Below are 22,003 nucleotides of genomic sequence, written 5' to 3' on the forward strand. Positions count from 1 at the left end.
GGACAGAGGTGGAAGTTAAATTTTTGGGTAGACTATGTGCGCTATGTACCTATGTGTTTGCAATCACTTATCATTAGTCAAAAAAACTACGGATAGTGGTTTTTTGGGTAGACTATGTGCCCTATGTATCTATCTGGTTACAATTAAATAAGAAAATGGCCCTTGATGGTTAGATTAGCTAAATAAAAATTATCTTAGATGCAACCTTTTTAAGCATAACACCATCTTATCATCACTAATACGAACAATTACTCTTAAACATGAAAAAAATGAAATATTTCGCCAAAACCTTATTTATCACCTGCATTCTTTTCTCCGGACTATTTTCAGTTTCAGCTCAAACCGTTACACAAATAAGAAAAGCAGAAGGATTTACCTCCATTAACGTCAGAAGCGGCATTGATTTATACTTAAAACAAGGGTCAGTTGAGAAGGTAACCATTGTTGCGAATGAAGACAAAATAGATGAAATAAAAACAGTTTTGAAAAACGGAGTACTTGAGATTTACATTGACCGCTCAAGTGGAAGTGGTTTTTTTAACTGGAATAAACAAAACGCCAAGGCTTATGTTACTGTAAAAGACCTTAAAGAATTACAAGGAACAGGCGGTTCGGATATTTTTACAGAAAGTAAACTGGATTTAATTAAACTTTCCCTCAAAGTAGCAGGAGGAAGCGATGCCAAACTTGATCTTGATGCAGATGAACTTAGCTGCGAGGCAACAGGAGGATCGGATGTAACGCTTACCGGTTCAGCGGCTGTATTTAAAGCTCATTCTACCGGAGGAAGTGATTTGAAAGCAAAAGATTTTAAATCTAATTTCTGTCAGGTAACATCGACCGGCGGTTCGGATGCTTATGTATATGCTTCTAAGGAAATCAGTATTTCTGCTACCGGAGGAAGTGATGTATATTATTGGGGAGGAGCCAGAGTGGTTTCCTCAAAGTCTTCCGGAGGCTCGGATATTCATAGAAAATAGATATTCCTTTTCCCTGAATAGCTAACCCTGAAGTTCTTTCTTGCAAAAGAAAGGACTTTTTTGTTTTTAATATAGACAAGGATAAAGACTGGCAATATTTTACTTAATTTGTGTCTGAAAAAGGTATCCTCTCAAAAGCACATCTTAAACATAATTATGAAAAAAAATCTTTACTATCTGATTTCTAAAATTAAGCTCAGTGTTATCCTGTTAATAAGTTTTTCCTATCAATCTTTCTCCAATGTAACACTCCCTGCTTTGTTCTCTGATGGCATGATCCTGCAAAGGAATATGAAAATTGCAGTATGGGGCTGGGCAGATCAGGGAGAAACCGTTACGATTTCTTTTGGAGGAAAGGAATACAAAGTCAATGCTTTTCCGGTTTCCGGGCGCTGGACGATTTATCTGGATCCTATGCCTGCCAATGCTGTTCCGCAAACAATGGTAGTTAAAGGAAATAATGTTATTACCCTTAAAAACATACTGATAGGAGATGTCTGGCTGTGTTCAGGACAGTCTAATATGGAATGGAAAATGAACATGCTTAATCATACCTACGATAAGGAAATTGCCGATTCAGAAAATCCCTATATCAGAGCGGTTGAAATTGTGAATAATACGAGTTTACAACCCTTGGAAGATTGCAAAACAGAAGGAGGCTGGAAACAGGCAAATGCTCAGAATACAGCGGAATTTAGTGCTGTGGCCTATTTTTTTGCAAAATCTTTATACAAGCAGTACAAAGTTCCTCAGGCATTAATTTTATCTGAATGGGGTGGAACCGTGGCAGAAGCCTGGACCAGTCTTGAAGGATTGAGAGTTTTACCTAATTATCTGAAAGATTTTGGAGATTGGAAAAAGAGTGTTCCTGCTGATTTATCTGCCAAAACGGTTGAAAGACTATATCAGGGTTGGATAAAAACAACCCGCGATGCAGATAAAGGATTTAGTAAGGATGGCAGAAACTGGGCAGATGCCGGAATAAATACTTCCGACTGGAAGACGATGGATCTGCCTGCTTACTGGGAAACAGCAGGGCTGACCGGAATTGATGGGATTGTCTGGTTCAGACGTGAAGTTGAAGTTTCTAAGAAAGATGCAGGGAAAGATTTGGTGCTGGAGCTTGCTAAAATTGATGACAGCGATTCAACATATTTCAACGGCGTAAAAATCGGGAATACTGATGGATATAATGTAAGCCGAAAATATATTGTACCAGGAAAACTCGTAAAAGCCGGTAAAAATATTATTACAATCAGGGTTACGGATACAGGTGGCGGTGGTGGAGTCTGGGGAGAGAAAGCTGAAATGAAAATGACAGTCAATGGGAAAGAATCTTCACTTTCAGGTACCTGGCTTTATAAATTATCTGTTAACCAGAATGATTTACCTCCTAATCCAAGACAGTTTTTAGGCTCGCCAAATCATCCCACTCTTTTATACAATGCAATGATTGCCCCGCTGATTCCTTATGGTATTAAAGGTGCAATCTGGTACCAGGGAGAGTCCAATGCAGGCCGTGCATATGAGTACAGAAGATTACTGCCCGCAATGATTTCAGATTGGAGAACCCGTTGGGGACAGGGAGAATTTCCTTTTTTTGAGGTACAACTCGCAAATTATATGAAAGCCTGGGAAAAACCGGAAGAAAGTGACTGGGCTGAATTGAGAGAAGCTCAGGTAATTACCAGTCAGAAACTCCCTTCAGTAGGTATGGCTACGATTATTGACATTGGCGAAGCGGGGAATATCCACCCGAAAAATAAGCAGGATGTTGGAAATCGACTGGCTTTATCTGCCCGAAAAATTGCTTATGGTGAGGAAAATGTGATTCATTCAGGACCGATGTATCAGGATATGGTTATTGAAGGAAATACGATCCGGCTTACATTTAATAGTATTGGTAGTGGTTTAACAGCCTCAAATGGTGCTTTAAAAGGATTTACAATCGCTGGTGATAATCATCAGTTTGTCTGGGCAAATGCCAGTATTGAGGGAAATACGATTGTGGTTTCAAGCCCGGAAGTTCAAAAGCCGGTATCTGTGCGTTATGCCTGGGCGAATAATCCCGAAGGATGTAATCTTTATAACCAGGAAGGTTTGCCAGCTTCTCCGTTCAGAACGGATCATTGGGATGGCATAACAAAGGGGAAATAGAAGCTGAACCTTATTTTTCACGTTTTGAAACAGGTCAGTTTTATAAATAAGCCAGAAAAAGGATTGTTCCATCAATGATAGGGCAATCCTTTTTTTTACTGCATGCAACCTTTTTTTATAAAACATCATCTCTGCTTTATCGTTGAAATATAAAAAATCAAAAAAATGAACAAGCTAAAACACCTCTTCACATTTGCATTGTTTGGGCTGGCACAGCTGGCAGTTGCTCAACAGAATAAACAGGAAATACAATTTAAAGATTTTTCCAAACTGAATATTCAGGGAATTATGCAGGTTGAAATAAAATCCGGAAGTGTAAACAAAGTAAGTATTGAAGCTTTAAACGGTGCGAATCTTGATGATGTAACCATCTCTCAATCCGGCGAAGAACTCTCATTGAAAACCAAAATTTTTAAACAATTAACGGACAGAGACAATAACCGCAGGAAATATTCGGAAGAAAAGAAGTTGTATAAAGTTGAAATTACTTATCAAAACAGCCCGACGACGATCGATGTAGGTCGTGGTGCGGAAGTAAATTTTGCCGAAGCAATAAAAGGCAATAGTTTAAAAGTAAGTGCCTCTTCGGGTGCTATTTTGAAACTGGAAGTAAATGCCAATAACCTGCATCTTTCGAGTATTCAGGGCGGCATTGTAAATCTTTACGGAAGAGCAAATTATCAGGAAATCAAGGTAAATACAGGCGGTGAATTGAATGCCAAAGAATTGGTAAGTGAGGAGGCTGATGTAAAAGCTAATACAGGTGGTGTTGCTCATGTCAACGTAACCAAAGCAATTGACGCATCTGCGGGAACTGGTGGAGAGATTACGTATTCAGGAAATCCGAGCCGTAAAAATATCCATTCCAATCTTGGCGGAGAAGTAAGATCTTATTAATACAGCTGAATAATAAAAATAGCAGAGAGACTCCTCCCTGCTATTTTTGTATAAAGACGGTTTAATGTTTTGCTCCGCTCTTTTTCTCCATTCCGGGTTGGAAAATTTCGAAATTCTCTTTCTTTTTTGCCTCAGCAACAATTTTTCTGACGTCGGCTAATAGCTTTTTTGCATCATAAATAACTCCGTCCTTGATGGTATATTTTACTCCGCCTACTCTTACTACTTCATTTTCTTCTGTTAATTTAATCGCTCCGGTTCCGTAAAGTACTTTCAGGTTTTTGAGAGGATTTTCTTCCAGAATGACCAGGTCTGCTAATTTCCCTACTTCAATACTTCCGATTTTATCAGACAGTCCCAGTGCTTCCGCGCCTTTGAGTGTTGCAGCCCTGATTACTTCCAGTGGATGGAATCCTGCTTCTCTTAGCAATTCAAGTTCACGGATAAAAGCAAAGCCATAAAGCTGGAAAATATAACCCGAATCTGAACCGGTTGTAACTCTTCCGCCACGGTTTTTATATTCATTGACAAAAGTCATCCAAAGTTTATAATTTTCTTTCCAGGCTACTTCCTGTTCTGTGCCCCATTCATGCCAGTGGGAGCCGTGAGAAATTCTTGAAGGCTGATAAAATCGCCATAATTGAGGAATCGTGTATTCTTCATGCCATTCCGCTCGGCGGGCAAGCATCAAATCACGGTTGGCTTCATAGATATTGAAAGTAGGGTCAATGGTAAAGTCAAGTTTTAATAATTCATCCATCACCTCATTCCAACGCTTTGAACCCGGTTTGGCAGCTTGTTTCCATAAATTTCCGGCTTCCTGAAAACGATTCATTTCATTCCCGTAATTGTAATCAGCCGGATAATCCTGAACGGTCTGGTTTTCAAACAGGGCCTCAGGCAGTCCGTACCAATGTTCCATAGAAGTTAATCCCGCTCTGGCAGAGTTTAGAACGTTCCAGCGGGCAACATCGAGTTGAGCATGATGGCAGGCAGAGCGAAGTCCAAGTTCTTTGTTTCTTCTCAATGCAGCATCCATTACTTCTGGTCTGGCGCCAAAGAATTTAATACCGTCAGCTCCTTTTTTAGCATTTTCATCAACCCATGCTCTGGCTTGTTCCGCTGTAGTAATTGCTTCTTTTGAGCCCATTCCAAAGGCTGTATAAGCCATAATTCTGGGAGCTGTAATTTCGTTTTTTTCGGATCTGTGTTTTTGATCTAAAGTCCAGTCTAAACCATTTCCTGCAGAAGGGTCACGGATAGTGGTGATACCATGCCCGAGCCAGAGTTTGAAAACATATTCAGCCGGAGTTCCCTGAGAGTCGCCCCCGATATGTCCGTGCATATCGACAAATCCGGGTAGCATATACATTCCAGAGCAGTCAAATTCCTTATCTCCGGGATTAGCTTTTGGTCTGCCTTTCGGGTCAATCGGGACACCCGGATAGCCAACAACTTTAATCTGAACAATTTTATTTTTTTCCACCACCACATCGCAGGGGCCTTGCATCGGAGAGCCCGTTCCGTTGATGATATTTACACCACGGATAATCATCCTGTTGAATTGGCCTTCGCCTTCGGATCTGTTGGGGGCTTTTTCTACCTGGGCCTGACTATTGGCGTAGAGTAAGGTGAGTAAACAAAGAAACAGAAATCGTAAAGTTAATTGCTTCATAATAATCGGTAGTGTTTAGTTGACGAATTTTAAATTCCGGATAAAGTGATTCATGAATAATTTTTCAGGTAATAATCACCCTCTCAAAATTCAAAGGTTATAAGACTCTAAATTACAGAATTTGTGTAAATTGCTTTGTATTTTCTATCCTTGAATTGCACTACTTTCTTCATTAACTATGAATAAACGTTTCATTGACCAATTCATTCGAAACAATTTTTTAGCGATTTGTATCTTTCTTGCAATGGTGTTTGCTGTTGCAAAAGGAGCTACTGTTTTCCAGAAAAAAAGTGATACTCCGGTTTCAGAAATTCCTAATGCTTTTGAAACGGCTGATTTTAAAAAATACTGGTATAACGGAAAAGTAGAAGTATCCTCTTATGAACTTCAGCAGACTGTTGCCGGCATTTCAAATACCGGAGAAGCCAGTCTGGTTTTTGAAACAGTTGATTTCCTGACTAATAAACATGTTATCTCAGTTTCAGCAAACAATCCTGATGCTACAACGGTTTTACAGCTGAAATCAGGCCAGCAGCTTTCCGGAAATTATCCTGGAAACGGAACGATTTTGGTCTTCTCGCCTGTAAATACATTGCTGTTTCCACATGCGTTAAAAGCTTCGGTTGCTTTTTCAGGAATACAGAATAAGCCTTTTGCCAGCCTGAATCTGAGAAACAGAACGTATGAGCTTGCTTTTGAAGAGAAACAGGGGAAAACTGAAAAGAAGCTGCATCACCTGGAAAGGTTGTGGATTGAAGATGAACTTTGGACCAGGTTAAGACTTGCTCCGCAAAAAATGCCGGTCGGGAAAGTGTTATTGATACCTTCCCTGCGTCAGATTTCTCAGCAACATAACAAAATAAGACCAAGAGAAGCGGAGGCGAAGATAGACTCTTCCAATGCCAGACTCCTGAAATACGAATTGAGCTATCCGGAAAGAAAATTATCCATTGCATTTTTACCGACATTTCCGTACCGGATAGAAGGGTGGGAGGAAACTACCAGAGTTGAAGGTAAAGAAATGACAACAAAGGCTGTTTTTCGGGAAATAATTTTAACAGGAGAGCGGACAAAAATGATATCGGGATTGTTGAAATAGGTACAGATTTATTAAAAATTACGTTTTTCAGATAAAAATGTGTCGTTCCGATAAAATACAAATCATACCGTTTGATAATGTTTACCGTTACTTCATACAAATTTGAAAGCATAAAATAATTCAGCCACTAATTTTGTCCAACAAAACATTTCGATCAATGAAAAAAATAAGCCTTCTCTTAATTTTTACAGCATTTTTATCATGCTCTGAAAAAAAAGAAGTTGTAACAGATACCGGACCAAATACCAGCTCACTGATTTTTATCGATAAATCGGTGAGTGTAAATGTTAATAAGTCCTTTGTAAATCAGAAGTATACCAAAGTAATAAATGATCTGATCGAACAGAATATTAATAAAAAGGGAGATAAAGTCGTTGTTTATTTTATCCATGAAAACACTGCTCAGGCGAAAGTATGTGAATTGGTAAGCCGTTCAGAAAAAGAGTCTGAAGAAAGTGCCAATGCTACGGATTCTGAGGCAATAAAGACCAGTTTTGACCTCTCGCTACAGAGAGAAAGGAATATTTTCAAGAAGCAGGTAATGAATCAGCTGGAATCTCAGAATACTTCTGCCAGTAAAAACAGTACGGATATTTTGGGGAGCTTACCTGTAATTAATAAAGAAGTGGCCAAAGGGTATGTGACAAAAGCCTATTTTCTTTCAGATATGGTGGAGAGTATGAAAGGCAAAAATAAAAGAGACTTTCATACAAATCCTCCGGAAGATGATGCCTCAGCAGTAGGATGGGCGAGGGAAGATGCGGTTTTTTTAAAACCGAAGTTAAGAAGTATCTCTTCGGCTGAGATTTTCATCGTTAAACCTTTTGAGCCAACAGCTTCTTCAAGGCTCAATAATCCTGCTGTCTCTACCTATTGGGAAAGGCTGTTCCGTGAACTTGGAATCAGTGAAGAACCACAGGAATTGTAAAGTCTTGATTCTGATAATTTTAAGCGTAGTCAAAAGGCTACGCTTTTTTGTTGTACCTTTGTGAACTATTTTGCAGAAGGATCCCATTCTCTTTGGAAACAGGGTTCTTTTATTTTTTCAAAAAGACATGAAAACCAAGACATTACGCAAAAATAAAGTTAACATAGTTACCTTAGGCTGTTCGAAAAACGTTGTGGATTCAGAAGTGATTTTCACCCAGCTGAAAGGAAATGGCATGGATGTAACGCATGAGTCAAAAAAAGACGATGCCAACATTGTCATTGTAAATACCTGCGGTTTTATTGATAATGCTAAACAGGAGTCAATAGACACGATTCTGAGATATGCAGATGCCAAAGATTCCGGCGTTATCGACAAACTTTATGTAACCGGTTGTTTATCTCATCGTTATAAAGATGAACTGGAAGTTGAAATTCCTACCGTAGATGCTTTCTTCGGAACCAATGAACTTCCCCGCTTATTAAAAACACTTAAGGCCGACTATAAACATGAATTGCTTGGAGAACGTTTGCTTACTACTCCTACGCACTATGCTTATCTGAAAATAGCTGAAGGATGCGACAGACCTTGTTCATTCTGTGCTATTCCCCTTATGCGCGGAGGACACGTATCAAGACCGATAGACGAGTTGATTACAGAAGCAAAATCTTTGGTAAGAAGAGGTACAAAAGAGATGATTCTCATTGCACAGGATCTTACTTATTATGGTCTTGACATTTATAAAAAGAGAAATTTATCAGAATTATTAGACAGACTATCTGATATTGAAGGACTTGACTGGATTCGTTTACAATACGCTTATCCGGCGGGATTTCCTATGGACATATTGGATGTAATGGCAGCTAAACCAAATATCTGTAACTACCTGGATATGCCTTTGCAAAGCGGTTCTACAGAGATTCTGAAAAAAATGCGCCGGGGTATTACCAGAGAAAAAACAGAAGATCTGATTAAGGCAATCAGAGATAAAGTTCCTGAAATTGCATTGAGAACTACGCTCATTGCAGGCCATCCGGGAGAAACGGAGGAAGATTTTGAAGAAACCTACCGCTTTGTGGAAGATATGAGATTCGACAGATTAGGGGTTTTCGCCTATTCTCATGAAGATAACACGCATTCTCATAGCTTCGAAGACAACATTCCTGATGAAATTAAACAATACCGTGCTGATGAAATCATGGCATTACAGCAAGGTATTTCCTGGGAATTGAATCAAAATAAGATCGGACAGAAGCATAAAGTACTTTTCGACCGTAAAGAAGGAGGATACTTTATCGGAAGAACCCAGTTTGATTCTCCTGAAGTAGATAATGAGGTATTGATTCCGGCTTCTCAATATGTAAGACTCGGCGATTTTGCCGAAGTACAGATTAATTCTGCCGAAGAATTTGATTTGTATGGAGAATTGGCCGGAGAATAACAAAAGGTAATTACATTGTCAATAAAACTTAAGACTCTTTTAATATCGTTTTAAGTACATTTTAAAGATTCAGTTCGAACTTTCGCAAATAATAATCTATTTGTCTGTTCGAGTAAAGAGGTGGCGAAATTCGTTACCTCTTTCTATTTATAGGGTTCCCTGGTTGACTTCTCTGAGAAAAGTCCTATCTTTGTCACAGTTTATGGTGCTTTATACTCCTTTTCAAAAGAGTTTCAAAGCTTAAAAGGGAATTGAATGTAAATTTCAAACTGTCCCCGCAACTGTAAGTTTCAGCAAAATCAATCTACTCTTCAACACCACTGGTACATAAAGCCGGGAAGGTAATGGATTGACGAAACGAGTCAGGAGACCTGCCATGGATCATTCTTAGTCTGTAGCTTACGGTGGATGAGCGGGATTGAGCGGTTGATTTTCCTTATCATCTTCTTGGTCATGCATTTGGTTTCAAACCCATACGGTCAATATTAACCATTGGTGTTATGTATTCATTTTCAACGTATTTAAAATCAATACGTTTCGGGGTATTTTTAATTACCTTCAGCTGGATTTTGTCTCCTACGCTGTCAGCACAGGAAGCAGGCAATAAACAACTGGACGAGGTAAAGGTTACAGGTTTTGCCCCTGAAAAATACATGGCCGGATTAAAGGTACAAAAGGTTGATTCTGCTACCTTAGCCAGGTTTCAGTTTCAGACCATGGCAGATTTTCTGGCATTTCAATCACCGATTTCGCTGAAGAGTTATGGACCGGGGCAACTTACTACGCTTTCATTTCGCGGGACTTCCGCCAATCATACGGCTTTGCTTTGGAATGGCATTAATGTAAATGCTCCGACCGTAGGACAAACCGATTATTCAACGGTTCCGCTTTTAGGTTTTGATGAAATGGCAATTCAGTATGGTTCCGCTGCCAGCTGTGTAGGAACCGATGCTATTGGAGGAAGTATTCTGCTTGGCTCAGCGCCTCGCTGGAAGCAAAAAGGTTTTAATGCTACTGTCGGAGGTCAATATAATACCCTCGATAACTTTAATGGTCAGGCAGGGATTCGCTTTGTTGAAAAGCTGAAGAATAATTTCCAGCTTTCAGGAAAGACATTATTATATGGAAGTCAGTATAATAACCATTACAACCAGACCAGCAGAACAGATTCCGAAGGAAGAACATATCCGGTTGAACCTTCCGAAACCGTACAGAAAGGTCTGGTTCAGGATCTTTTTCTGCGAAATAAAAATGGAAATCAGCTTTCTTTAAACATCTGGCTGACCGATAGTAAACTTACGATTCAACCCGATGTAGTTGCTTTCCGGGAAATTACCCAGACAAAAGCATATCGGTTTTTGGGAGGTTATCAGCTAAAAAATACCACTTTTAAAGCTGGTTTTATCCGTGATATTATTGATTATGGAACCGGAGATTTCAGCAACCCGAGTCATTCCGAAACGGATCGTTATATTGTTCGTGCAGAGCATGAGTTTTCCTGGAAAAAAGCTGATTCTTTCTGGCAAACCAATTTAAGGATCGGGGGAGAATTTGTGCATTATGCCGCAAGAGTGGACGGATATGGCGACATGACAATCAATGAGGACAGAGAGGATGTCTTTGCCTTACTGAGACAACAGTTTTCTCCGAAATTATTTGCTTCAGTTAATCTTCGTCAGGCTTTTTCTTCAAAATACAAAGCTCCTTTTACACCTTCTTTCGGATTAGAATACCTTGCCTTGTCCAAACCGGCGACTCAGGTGAAATTCACCGGAAATATTGCAAGAAGTTATCGGCTTCCAACACTTAATGAACGTTACTGGAAAGTATTGGGAAATCCTGATATTCGCCCTGAAAGTGGTTTTAATAAGGAAATCGGTACAGAAATTAAGCAATTGTTTTCAGAAAATCTGAATGCAACCCTGGGCGTAAATGCCTATCACAATCTGATTGATGACTGGACTTACTGGAATCCTGATAAAAACTACAGGGTAGAAAATTTGCAACAGGTATTAACCAAAGGGCTGGAAGTGACTCTGGCGTTGAAATACCTGAAAGAAAATAAAATGGCAGGAATAACAGGGACTTATGCATACACGAATGCTTCCCAGCAGAAAGTTTATGATGCTTATGCTGCAGATATTATCGGAAAACAATTGATTTATGTTCCGGTACATACACTTTCAGGGAATGCTTATGCGGGAAAAGGTGACTGGTCTTTAAATATTCAGGGACTTTATAACTCCGATCGCTTCATCACTTTTGACCATTCAGGAAGACCATTTCCTCCTTATTTTTTATTAAACAGTACCGTTTCCGGTAAGATTCAACTGGGCAGGATACAAAGCAGTTTGATCTTGCAGGTGAATAATCTTACAGATATCGTTTACCCGAGTGTCCGGAAAAATGCCATGCCCGGACGAAGTTTCTCTTTAGGTCTAGTATTTAATTTTAATTCATAAATCAAAAAACAATGCAGTTTAATTCTATTCTCATTCGCTCACTGGCAGCCGGAATTCTTCTTTTCGGATTGAATTCATGTAGCTCTTCTTCAGATCCTGAGCCTTCACAACCTTATGATAAAGGTGTTTTCGTAATAAATTCAGGAAACTTTAACGATAATAATGGAAGTCTTACCTTAATTAACCCGACAACCAAAGTAACAAGCTTTGACATTTTCCAAAAAGAAAATAACCGTTCTCTTGCCGGTGGTGTTCGTGATTATCAGGAGGTTGACGGAAAAGGGTTGATTTTGGTTGATAATGCTGCTGCAGGAAAAGATGTTGTGGAAATTGTTAATGCCCGTACCTTTAAGTCGATTGCAACTATTCCTTCAACAGATATCGAAAACCCACGTTATGGAGTTAAAGCCGGGACTAACAAAGCATATGTATCATGTTGGGGTTTGCTTAACCCTGACTATTCATATAATCCTGGTTACATAGCAGTGATTGATTTGACAACTAATAAAGTTACCAAAAAAATCACTGTTCAGAGAAATGTTGAAAATGTAATCGCAAACGGAAATGATGTAATTGTTGGAAGCGGTGGTTATGGTGGAGACACTTTTATTAACATTATTAACACCCAAACGGATGTAGCTACTCAGGTGGAAGTTGGGAAAAACCCTGGTTTAATTGGGATAGATGCCAATGGTAAGCTTTGGCTTTATGCCGGAGGAGAATTAGTAAAATTCAATCTCACCTCTAAAACAGTCGAAAGCCGCCTTAAAATTACCACAACCGGATCGGCTAAATCTCCTGGTAATTTCACTTTGAGCAAAGATAAATTGTCAATCTTATTCGTGTATTCATTCTATGATCCTGCAGATGGATATAAGCAAAAAGGGGAGACTTATAGTTTTGGAGTAAATGCTACTTCAGTTACAGCTGACAAACCTCTTATCAATAAATTATTTACAGGTTTAGGAGTTGATCCGGCAACCGGAAATATTTATGCAGGTTTCACACCTTCTTATAAGCAGGCAGGTTATGTATTCCGCTACCAGTCAAATGGTGCATTGATTGACTCAATTAAAGCTGAAATTGCACCAAGTGGCTTTTTCTTTAAGTAAATACAATTTGCTTTGACCACAAGCTTTCTCCGAATAAATGCTTTGGAGAAGGCTTTTAAAAGATTTTATCACAATGAAACAAACGCTAAATCCCCGCTTTCTTACCTTAATGTGCTTTATTTTAGCCGTTGCCTTAGTTCGGATAGGTAATTCAGCACAGATATCTCCGATTTCTAATTTCTCGCCAATTGGTGCAATGGGATTATTCGGCGGGGCTTATTTTACCAGTCGCTGGAAAGCTTTTGCTTTTCCTGTTTTAACCTTGTTAATCAGTGATGTGGTAATTAACGAAGTGGTATTTCAGGGGAAATATGGTATTTTGTATAGTGGATGGTGGTGGATATATGGTATTTTCTTGCTGATCGTGTTGTATGGAAAAGTGCTTTTACAGAAAATCAGTGTGAAAAACGTAATTCTGGCATCACTTATCGCAGCAATCTCTCATTGGATTCTGGCAGATTTTAGTGTCTGGATTGGCGGAGGAACAGATCTTAGAACAAACCTTCCATTAAGTCGCGACTGGGCTGGTTTGCAGCAATGTCTTATTCAGGGTTTCCCTTTTATGAAAAATTTTCTGGCCGGAACATTAGTGTATTCTGCCATTATGTTCGGAGCATTTGAACTGCTGAAAGCCCGGTATCCTAAAATGGATTTGGCCTGATATTAAAAATGCGCTAACAGATTTCATTATCTTACCTCTTTAATCCTATTCTTAATTTATAATAGTTCTGCACCTTCATATTTTTAGAATTTTCCTTAAAAACTTCTTCATTTTGTCCAAAACAGACATAATATGAAAGCTTGCTCATTCCTTCCTGCGGCAACGCAGATGATTTATGACATGGGTCTGCAAGACCTCTTATATGGTGTCACCTTCGAATGTCCTGCTCAATCCCGTACTGAAAAAGAGATTTTAGTTCGCTGTGTTCTGGAAGGGAAAAATTATTCCAGTGATGAGATTGATAAAATCTTTTCAGCTTCTAAAGCGCAGGGTAAAAGTCTTTATTATGTTGAAGAAGAAAAACTGGAAGTGATTTCTCCGGATGTAATTATTACCCAGGATGTCTGCGAGGTTTGCCAGATTGACACCAAATGTACACAAGCTGTTATTGATAACCTTTCCAGAACTCCCGGGCTTGTTCCGATAACTCCGCAAAGTCTGAATGATGTTTTTCAAACTGCTATCACCATTGCGACAGCACTGGGGCGGGAGGAAGCAGCATACCTTTATCTTCAGAATCTTCATAGCCGGATAGACAGGGTGATTGATAAACTGCGTGAACATCGGGTTTTGCCCAAACGGGTAATGCTTATGGAATGGATAGAGCCTGTTTATAATTGCGGTCACTGGATTCCTCATCAGATTGCCTATGCCGGAGGAGTTGATATGCTGAGCAATCCTTCCGGAGACAGCATTGTAACGCAATGGGAGAAAATTGTAAAATATGATCCCGAAATATTAATTATAGCGCCTTGTGGTTTTGAGACTGAAAGAAGCCTGGAGGAACTTCATCTGCTTAGTTCAAAACCCGGTTGGGATACGCTGCTGGCAGTTCGGAATAAGGCTGTTTATATTTTGGATTATGACCTGTTTACCCAACCAAGTGCTTCAACCCTGGTGAATGGTATTGAGATACTGGCAGCGTTATTTAACCCTGATTTATTTGAAATACCGGAACATTTGAAACATAAATGCGCAGCCGTTTTCGCTGAAAAACTTCATTCAGATCAGTTGATTTAAAAGAAAAATCCTATTGAAAGCATTAATGAATTGGTCGGGCGGAAAAGATTCTGCCCTTTCGCTTTATCATATATTACAAAAAAAGGAATACGACGTTCAGTTTTTGCTTACCACCGTAAATGATTCTTTCAGAAGGGTTTCTATGCATGGGGTAAGGGAAGAATTGCTGGATTTGCAGGCACTTAATATTGGTATCGACCTGATTAAACTCAGATTACCCGAAACAGTTTCGATGGAGGAATATCATGAAAAAATGGCGGAAACCATGCAGCCACTGATCGACTCAGGAGTGAAATATTCTATTTTCGGGGATATCTTTCTGGAAGATTTACGCCGTCACAGGGAAGAGCGTTTGTCAAAAGCTGGTCTGGAAGGAGTCTTTCCAATCTGGAAAAGACCATCAATGGAACTACTCGAAGAATTCTGGGATTCGGGTTTTAAAACGATTGTTGTAGCCGTAAACGGAAACGAGCTGGATAAGTCCTTTTGCGGAAGAATTCTGGACAGAGATTTTGTAAAAGAACTTCCTGCAAATGTGGATCCCTGCGGAGAAAACGGAGAGTTTCATACTTTTGTTTTCGAAACACCTTATTTTAAACAAGCCATTGATTTTGAAATAGGAGAAACGGTAGATAAAACCTATCATTTCAAAAATGCAGAAGGGGAAGAATTAACTTCCACCTATTTTTTCACTGATTTAGTTCCTAAATAGAGAACGTTATTTATGCTGATATGAACTTAATCTGCTCCTGGTCCGGAGGTAAGGATTCCTGTTTTGCCTTAATGCAGATGAACCAGAAACCCAGGATTTTGCTGAATGCCCTCAATGAGGACGGAGAAATAAGCCGTTCACATGGCTTGCACCATACTATCTTAAAAGCACAGGCTCAGGCAATGGATGTTCCTATCGATTTTATTGCGGCAACCTGGGAAGGATATACCGAAAAATATATCAGAAAGCTTCAGTTGCTAACCCGGCAGTATGAACTGACAGATGCGGTTTTTGGAGATATTGATCTGGAACCACATCGGGAATGGGAAGAAAACGTATGTTTTGAAGCAAAAATTAACTGTCATTTACCACTTTGGAAACAATCCCGCAAAGATTTAGTTCTATCAATGATTGATGCCGGAATAAAAACAATGATTGTTTCCTGTAATGACACTTTAGGAAAGGATTTTCTGGGGAAAATTATCAATGCTGAAACAATTACAGCCCTGGAAAATAAGGGAGTAGATGTTTGCGGAGAAAACGGAGAGTTTCACACAGTGGTGTTAGACTGTCCGCTTTTTTCGAAGGAAATTGAGGTAATTCAGGAAAATAAACTGGAACACAACGGTTATCATTTTTTATCACTTTCGTTACCGGTATGACAAAGCACGCTAAGGATGCCTGTCCCCGCTGCGGGGAGATTTTTGTTTGTAAAGTTAACTCTATTTTAAAGTGTGACTGCCTGAAAATAGAGCTTACAAGGAAACAGACAGAATACATCCGTGATTTATCTGTTCTTGATTTTGACGGAAGCTGTTTATGTCTCAACTGTCTCAAAGAACTTCAGTTGCAGGTGTCTGGTAGTTAATTTAAAAACAAGAAGAAATGATAGAATCTAAGAGTTTTTGTGATACATTTCAAAATGTAAAACTGAAAACACCGCTGTTGATCGGCATGGAATTTATGCAGAAACCCATCATTCTTAATGAGGAGAGGGAAGCTGAATTTCAGCAGATCCTGAAATTATATAAAAAGCAAAAGTGGTGCTTTGATTTACAGCGGATCAGAGAATTCCTGAAAAAGCCTTTAAATGCGATTGTGATTACCAGCCCCGCAGAGCATATAATCTGGGTAAATTCAGGTTTTGAAAGAATGACGGGATATCCTAAAAATGAAGTATTACATAAATCTCCGAAGTTTCTTCAAGGAGAGAAAACCAGTAGGGAAACCCTGAACGAACTGAAGGCTGCCATTACCGGTCAAAAACCTTTTGAAGGAATTTTGCTTAATTACCGGAAAGATAATCAGGAATATTTCTGTAAAGTAGATATTAATCCGGTTTTTGATATCAATAAGAAACTGGTAAATTTTATCGCTTTTGAGCAGGAGGCCTTATAATATTCAATCATTTTAAAAATCTTCTAAAACCCTGACAGAAAGTCTTTTTTATATTTTTATTGAACTTTTTCAGGTTTTTGCCCTTCGATATACTGCACTAAATTTTCAAAAATCCTTAGAATTGTGCAACTTGAGTATATAAATTGGCATCTGTTAGAAATAGAGGCCTCAGGTCTCTAAGCTGACTTTAAAAAACTGTGCAATGCTTAAAAATGCTAAGGTATTAGTTGTCGATGACGATGTGGACGTTCTTCTCGCTGTGAAAATGCTTCTTCGTCCGGAAGTAAAAGAAATAGTTACAGAAAAAAATCCGGAAAAAATTCCCGGACTGTTAAGTCAGACCAGTTTTGATCTTATTCTGTTGGATATGAATTTCAAAAGTTCATTGAATACCGGGAATGAGGGGATTTTCTGGCTTAGAAAAATACGGGAAGCTGATAAAAATGTGGCTGTAATCATGATTACAGCTTATGGAGATATTGACCTTGCCGTCCGTTCTGTAAAAGAAGGAGCGAACGACTTTGTCCTTAAACCATGGCGTAACGAGAAGTTACTCTTTACGATGGAAGAGGCTATTGAAAGGTCAGTAAACAATCAGGATACAAAAGGAAAGGGCCAGAAATCTGATAATAAGAAATCTTCCAAATCTTCAAAAAATGATCTGAATACCATTCTCGGAGAATCAGAGGTCATGCAGGAGATTTTCTATAAAATCGGGAAAATCGCACCAACCGATGCCAACATATTAATTATGGGTGAGAATGGAACAGGAAAAGGTGAAATCGCCAGAATGATTCATCAGAAGTCCTACCGTTCGGAACAGCCATTTGTTAATGTGGATTTGGGGGCTCTTACAGAAAGCCTTTTCGAGTCGGAGCTTTTCGGACATAAAAAAGGAGCTTTTACTGATGCGAGAGAAGATCGGGCCGGTAGATTTGAAGCGGCTTCAAATGGTACTTTATTCCTGGATGAGATTGGTAATATTACTCTTCCGCAGCAGGCAAAACTGCTTACCGTTTTACAAAACCGGGAAGTAGTAAGGGTGGGAACCAATAATCCGATTCCGATCGATATTCGTCTTATATCAGCCACTAACTCCAAAATTTATGAGATGGCAACAGAGAATCGTTTCAGAAAGGATTTAATTTATCGGCTGAATACGATAGAAATACATTTACCGCCATTAAGAGAAAGAGGAGAGGATGTAATTGTACTGGCTGAATTTTTTGCCGGAAACTACGCAGCAAAATATAATAAAGCCAATCTGTTTATTGATGAGAAAGCTAAGGAAAAAATAAGAAAATATGCTTTCCCGGGTAACATCCGTGAACTTCAGCATTGCCTTGAAAGAGCAGCTATTATGGCCGAGTCAGATGTTATCACAGCCAGAGACCTTGACTTTTCTTCTTCTATCGAGGGTCCGAAAATAATTGATGTTCCGGTTTCTCTGAAAATTGAAGAAATTGAGAAAAATACAATTCTTAAAGCCATAGAGAAACACGACGGAAATATCACTAAAGCTGCCAAAGAGCTGGGAATTACCCGAACAGCTTTATACCGGAGATTAGGAAAATATGAGATTTAAGCGTATCTCATTATTTCTGATAAGTTTCAGAAAGTTTGCAGAATATTCAAAATAGCATTCAAAATTGTTCAGTATGTCTAAACGCTATGAAATCAGCTTAACGGTTCGGGTAGCTTTTCTTTTTATCAGTCTTTCTCTTGCCGCTTTTTGCCTGGCAAATGCCAAATATAATCTGTTGATTATGTTGGGCTCATTGCTGATCTATCAGGTCGTTAATTTCATACAGTTTATCAATAAGACAAATACTGAGCTGGCTCAGTTTATAGAGGCTGTTCAGTATCGTGACTTTTCTCTGCAATTTGCCGAAAAGAATGCACCTGTCTCGGTAAGACAGCTTCGGAAAGCTTTTAACCAGATCAATAATACCTTCAAGCAACTCTCTTCAGAAAAAGAGGAACAGTTTCAATACCTGCAAAAAGTACTTGAACTGGTAGATACAGGGATTCTATCTTATAATGCGGAGGGTGAAATCGGATGGATGAATGAATCGCTGAAAAAAATGCTGAATGTGCCATACCTGCGAAACCTGAGTTCTCTGGAAAAGAGGGATGAATCATTGTATGACGCTATTGTCAGTTTAAAAACCGGAAGTAATAACCTGGTTAAAATTGCCGGGAAACAGGTTCTTTTAGCTAAAACGGCTTTTATGGTTAATAATGAAAGGGCCGAACTCATCGCCTTTCAGAATGTAAACGAAGCTATCGAAGATACGGAAGCACAGGCGTATCAGAAGCTTTTGCGGGTAATGACTCATGAAATTATGAATTCCGTTGCTCCGATTGCTTCACTGGCCGGAACGATTCAAAATCGCTTAAATAAAGAGAATTTCCCCAAAAGTGAGTATTTTGACGATATAGAACTTGGAATACTTACCATTAAAAACAGAAGTGAAAACCTTCTGAAATTTGCCGATACATACCGGACTTTAAGTAAGGTGGCAGTTTCTTCTTTTTCCACCATTTATGTAAGAGACCTCTTTGAAAATGTGGAATTATTACTGGAAAGTAACCTGGAGCAAAAAGGAGTTGAGCTGGAGGTAGTTATGAAAGACTGGGAAATGACACTTGAGGCCGACAATGCTTTAATTGAACAGGTTCTGATTAATTTACTCATTAATGCTGTAGATGCTGTAAAAGAAGCCAGTGAACCTAAAATACGACTTTCTGCCTATGTTTCAGATGAAGCCAGGCCTGTTATTGAGGTAAGAGATAACGGAACAGGAATGTCTGTTGAAATGATGGACAAGATTTTTGTGCCATTTTTCACTTCCAAAAAGAATGGATCAGGAATCGGACTAAGCCTTTCCAAGCAAATTATGGCACTTCATAAAGGAGCTATTCTTGTCGAATCGGTAGAAGGAAAAGGAACAGTTTTTAAATTAATCTTCTGAATGGCTCATTCTTCCGAAGAAATTACGGAAACTGAGAGATATTAAAATAAACTGTTTAAGGCACAAATCTCTCAAAAACATCAGCCCCTGTTTTAAGGTCTTTCCCGAATAAATCAACATATAAAATCGTCGGAATCAATCCGCCGCCTTCTTCTTTCACAAATACTTTCGTTAGCTGATTCTGTTTCCCGTTGATAGGAAAAACGGCAATAGGATTACCCTTGCTGTCTGTTGTAATTTTAAAACGACGCTTTTTATAGCCTACCACAACCATATCGAAAGCGTTTGCCTCATTCGCCAGGGGCTTGCAGGTTACGCCATAAGCCAGATTTCTCTGAATAGCATTTAATTCTTTAATTCTTCCTCCTTCACTGTTACTATATCTGATCCAGTAAGGATGAACAGGATCTTTGGCATGCAACTGCCCGGCTCTTACGAAATTGGCATCATAGGTAATCACATTTCCATTAACCAATTGGATGTAAAACAAGCGATTGCTGGATTCCGGCGGATTTGGTAGTGGTTTATCTTTTTGAGCAAACAGAGTGGAAGTCAATGAGATAAAAAGTACTAATGAAATAAGAGTTAATCGCATAACGGTATGTTTATTTTTCTTTTTCCAAAATTTGCGAGATTTTGGACTGCAAAGGTAGTTAAGAGTTATGAGTTAATCCTTACCGTTCGACAGTATTTTCTAAACGCAGTATATGGGTGATTATGTTCAATGAAATGATAATATTTTCCTCTGATTTACTGAAAATGCACCCTTTATTAACAATGAATTTCTTATCTTGTATTTGCAATCTGAAATAGTATATCCAACAGAGAATGCTGTATAACTGTCCGGAAATATAAAAAAGACTACATGCCTGCTGGCAGTTATCATAAAGACACCCTCCAACTTTAAACTGATCAGAAAATGACGCCTGAACAATACCCCAGGATTTATTTATACCGACGCATTGTGCAGGCGAAAGTTTTTATCGATAAATACTATTTACAAAAAATTGACCTTGACAATATTTCTGACGAAGCATATTTTTCCAAGTATCATTTTATCCGGCTTTTCAAATCCATTTATGGAAAAACCCCTCACCAATATCTTACAACAGTCAGAATTGAACATGCTAAACAACTATTACAACAAGGCAATTCTGTAACAGAAGTATGCTTTTCTGTGGGTTATGACAGTGTAAGTACATTTAGCAGTCTTTTTACAAAAATTACAGGGAAAACACCCTCCGGTTATTTAAATTATCATAAACAGCGAAAGCAGGAAATACAATCAGAACCTTTGGCTTTTGTTCCGAAATGTTATGCTTTTATGCACGGCTGGGGAGAGAATAGCAATTTTGAAGAAGCAACAGTTTAAATCATTACTAATCTTTGCATTGAAGTAAATAACTATTAAAAAGAAAAGCAATGGTTACAAAAATGACAATTACCAACATAAATGTTATAGATCAGGATAGCGCCTACGACTTTTATGTAAACAAATTAGGTTTCAGACTGGTAAATGATATTCCAATGGGGCCAGATACCCGTTGGCTTACAGTTTCGCCTCCCGATCAACCAGACTTACAATTGGTTTTGTTTCCTGTTACAGTCAGTAAAATGTTTCCGCAGGAAGTAGCAGACTCATTAATTAGTTTAATCAGGCGTGGAACATTCGGATGCGGAGTATTGACCTGTAATGATATTTTTGCTACCTACGAAGAACTTAAAACCAAGGGTGTTGAATTTATAAAAGCTCCAACAAAGGAATTTTACGGAACAGAGGCACTTTTCAAAGACGATTCGGGGAATTTTTTTTCACTGCAACCAATAAATAACTTTAGCAATGAAAACAATATTTGACACGTCTACAAGAGAAGATTTAATACATAGAATCAGCAGGATAAAAGGAGATAGTGAGGCCGTCTGGGGCAAAATGAATCTCTGTCAAATGATGATACACTGTATAAAATGGGAAGAAATGGCATTAGGGAAGAAAAAGTACAAACAATCATTGCTTGGCAGAATTTTCGGGAAAATGGCCTTAAAAGATTTCGTAAAAGACGAAACACCTTTTAAAAGAAATGTGCCAACCGTTCCTGAATTTAAAATCAAGGAGCAAGCAGGTAATGTCGATGAATTAAAGGAAAAGTGGATTAGTCTCATGAAGGAATATGAGCAATTTACCAATAACCACTTTATGCACCCGTTTTTTGGAGAACTGACAAAGGAGCAGACAGGTATTTTAGCATACAAACATACCGACCATCATTTAAGACAATTTAACGCCTAAAAAGCGCAAAACCATACTAACTAAACTCTATGTGTCCTATGTGCCTATGTGGTTGCACTGTAACTAATAAATCAAAGTGACCCTATGTGCCCTATATGTCTATGTGGTTGCAAGCATGGGAGTTTACAGATACTATGTG

Annotated in this window: 21 protein-coding genes and 1 riboswitch; of the genes, 19 read left to right on the plus strand and 2 right to left on the minus strand. The window is 38.7% G+C overall.

What is annotated here, in order from left to right:
* Positions 1-260 precede the first annotated feature (260 nt).
* The 3 genes from BM179_RS07505 to BM179_RS07515 all read left to right on the plus strand — a co-directional run bounded on the left by BM179_RS07505 (position 261) and on the right by BM179_RS07515 (position 4,034).
* Positions 261-980, plus strand: coding sequence for a head GIN domain-containing protein (locus BM179_RS07505; RefSeq protein WP_092014599.1), 720 nt, complete (start codon positions 261-263; stop codon positions 978-980).
* 156 nt (positions 981-1,136) lie between these two features.
* Positions 1,137-3,137 (plus strand): sialate O-acetylesterase, encoded by a 2,001-nt coding sequence (locus BM179_RS07510; protein WP_092014602.1) that lies wholly within the window; start codon positions 1,137-1,139, stop codon positions 3,135-3,137.
* 165 nt (positions 3,138-3,302) lie between these two features.
* On the plus strand, positions 3,303-4,034 hold the full coding sequence (locus BM179_RS07515; protein ID WP_092014605.1) for a head GIN domain-containing protein: 732 nt from the start codon (positions 3,303-3,305) through the stop codon (positions 4,032-4,034).
* A 61-nt stretch (positions 4,035-4,095) separates the two neighbouring features.
* Here BM179_RS07515 and BM179_RS07520 read toward each other — a convergent pair whose 3' ends face one another.
* Positions 4,096-5,709, minus strand: a complete 1,614-nt coding sequence (locus BM179_RS07520; protein ID WP_092014608.1) for an amidohydrolase family protein — start codon at positions 5,707-5,709, stop codon at positions 4,096-4,098.
* A gap of 178 nt (positions 5,710-5,887) precedes the next feature.
* On the opposite strand from BM179_RS07520, the gene BM179_RS07525 reads away from it, so the two are divergent.
* The 13 genes from BM179_RS07525 (at position 5,888) to BM179_RS07585 (ending at position 19,577) form a co-directional block, all read left to right on the plus strand.
* The gene (locus tag BM179_RS07525; RefSeq protein ID WP_092014611.1) at positions 5,888-6,808 is read left to right on the plus strand and encodes a hypothetical protein; all 921 of its coding nucleotides are present in this window, start codon (positions 5,888-5,890) and stop codon (positions 6,806-6,808) included.
* 157 nt (positions 6,809-6,965) lie between these two features.
* The gene (locus BM179_RS07530; RefSeq protein WP_092014614.1) at positions 6,966-7,736 is read left to right on the plus strand and encodes a hypothetical protein; all 771 of its coding nucleotides are present in this window, start codon (positions 6,966-6,968) and stop codon (positions 7,734-7,736) included.
* Positions 7,737-7,863: 127 nt separating this feature from the next.
* Complete coding sequence (rimO, locus tag BM179_RS07535; RefSeq protein ID WP_092015021.1) at positions 7,864-9,177, plus strand: 30S ribosomal protein S12 methylthiotransferase RimO; 1,314 nt, start codon at positions 7,864-7,866, stop codon at positions 9,175-9,177.
* Between the two features lie 186 nt (positions 9,178-9,363).
* A riboswitch (cobalamin riboswitch) is annotated at positions 9,364-9,570 on the plus strand.
* Positions 9,571-9,677: 107 nt separating this feature from the next.
* Positions 9,678-11,639 (plus strand): TonB-dependent receptor plug domain-containing protein, encoded by a 1,962-nt coding sequence (locus BM179_RS07540; RefSeq protein ID WP_092014617.1) that lies wholly within the window; start codon positions 9,678-9,680, stop codon positions 11,637-11,639.
* An 11-nt stretch (positions 11,640-11,650) separates the two neighbouring features.
* On the plus strand, positions 11,651-12,751 hold the full coding sequence (locus BM179_RS07545; protein ID WP_092014619.1) for a DUF5074 domain-containing protein: 1,101 nt from the start codon (positions 11,651-11,653) through the stop codon (positions 12,749-12,751).
* Between the two features lie 73 nt (positions 12,752-12,824).
* Positions 12,825-13,412: a DUF6580 family putative transport protein gene (locus BM179_RS07550; RefSeq protein WP_092015024.1), complete on the plus strand. Its 588-nt coding sequence runs from the start codon at positions 12,825-12,827 to the stop codon at positions 13,410-13,412.
* 132 nt (positions 13,413-13,544) lie between these two features.
* Positions 13,545-14,492, plus strand: coding sequence for an ABC transporter substrate-binding protein (locus BM179_RS07555; RefSeq protein ID WP_092014622.1), 948 nt, complete (start codon positions 13,545-13,547; stop codon positions 14,490-14,492).
* Positions 14,493-14,505: 13 nt separating this feature from the next.
* Positions 14,506-15,204: a Dph6-related ATP pyrophosphatase gene (locus BM179_RS07560; protein ID WP_229632916.1), complete on the plus strand. Its 699-nt coding sequence runs from the start codon at positions 14,506-14,508 to the stop codon at positions 15,202-15,204.
* A 20-nt stretch (positions 15,205-15,224) separates the two neighbouring features.
* Complete coding sequence (locus BM179_RS07565; protein ID WP_092014627.1) at positions 15,225-15,866, plus strand: Dph6-related ATP pyrophosphatase; 642 nt, start codon at positions 15,225-15,227, stop codon at positions 15,864-15,866.
* Positions 15,863-16,072, plus strand: coding sequence for a cysteine-rich CWC family protein (locus BM179_RS25790; RefSeq protein ID WP_092014630.1), 210 nt, complete (start codon positions 15,863-15,865; stop codon positions 16,070-16,072). Before BM179_RS07565 ends, BM179_RS25790 begins: the two co-directional genes overlap by 4 nt.
* Before the next feature lie 17 nt (positions 16,073-16,089).
* On the plus strand, positions 16,090-16,602 hold the full coding sequence (locus BM179_RS07575; RefSeq protein WP_092014633.1) for a PAS domain-containing protein: 513 nt from the start codon (positions 16,090-16,092) through the stop codon (positions 16,600-16,602).
* A gap of 202 nt (positions 16,603-16,804) precedes the next feature.
* Positions 16,805-18,187 (plus strand): sigma-54-dependent transcriptional regulator, encoded by a 1,383-nt coding sequence (locus tag BM179_RS07580; RefSeq protein ID WP_092014636.1) that lies wholly within the window; start codon positions 16,805-16,807, stop codon positions 18,185-18,187.
* Positions 18,188-18,260: 73 nt separating this feature from the next.
* Complete coding sequence (locus tag BM179_RS07585) at positions 18,261-19,577, plus strand: sensor histidine kinase (protein WP_092014639.1); 1,317 nt, start codon at positions 18,261-18,263, stop codon at positions 19,575-19,577.
* A gap of 55 nt (positions 19,578-19,632) precedes the next feature.
* On the opposite strand, the gene BM179_RS07590 is transcribed toward BM179_RS07585, so the two are convergent.
* Positions 19,633-20,172 carry a DUF4833 domain-containing protein gene (locus tag BM179_RS07590; RefSeq protein WP_092014642.1) on the minus strand — a complete coding sequence of 180 codons (540 nt, stop codon included), beginning with the start codon at positions 20,170-20,172 and terminating at the stop codon, positions 19,633-19,635.
* Positions 20,173-20,496: 324 nt separating this feature from the next.
* Here BM179_RS07590 and BM179_RS07595 point away from each other — a divergent pair, with 324 nt between their 5' ends.
* Genes BM179_RS07595 through BM179_RS07605 form a run of 3 tightly spaced genes read left to right on the plus strand, consistent with a single transcriptional unit; the run spans position 20,497 to position 21,864 of the window.
* A complete protein-coding gene (locus BM179_RS07595; RefSeq protein ID WP_092014645.1) occupies positions 20,497-20,949 on the plus strand; it encodes a helix-turn-helix transcriptional regulator in 453 nt (150 codons plus the stop codon).
* Positions 20,950-20,999: 50 nt separating this feature from the next.
* Positions 21,000-21,434, plus strand: coding sequence for a VOC family protein (locus BM179_RS07600; protein ID WP_092014647.1), 435 nt, complete (start codon positions 21,000-21,002; stop codon positions 21,432-21,434).
* Positions 21,418-21,864: a DUF1569 domain-containing protein gene (locus BM179_RS07605; RefSeq protein WP_092014650.1), complete on the plus strand. Its 447-nt coding sequence runs from the start codon at positions 21,418-21,420 to the stop codon at positions 21,862-21,864. Before BM179_RS07600 ends, BM179_RS07605 begins: the two co-directional genes overlap by 17 nt.
* The last annotated feature ends 139 nt before the right edge of the window (positions 21,865-22,003 follow it).

It is taken from the genome of Pseudarcicella hirudinis, from assembly GCF_900115665.1.
In the GTDB taxonomy this organism is placed as follows: domain Bacteria; phylum Bacteroidota; class Bacteroidia; order Cytophagales; family Spirosomataceae; genus Pseudarcicella; species Pseudarcicella hirudinis.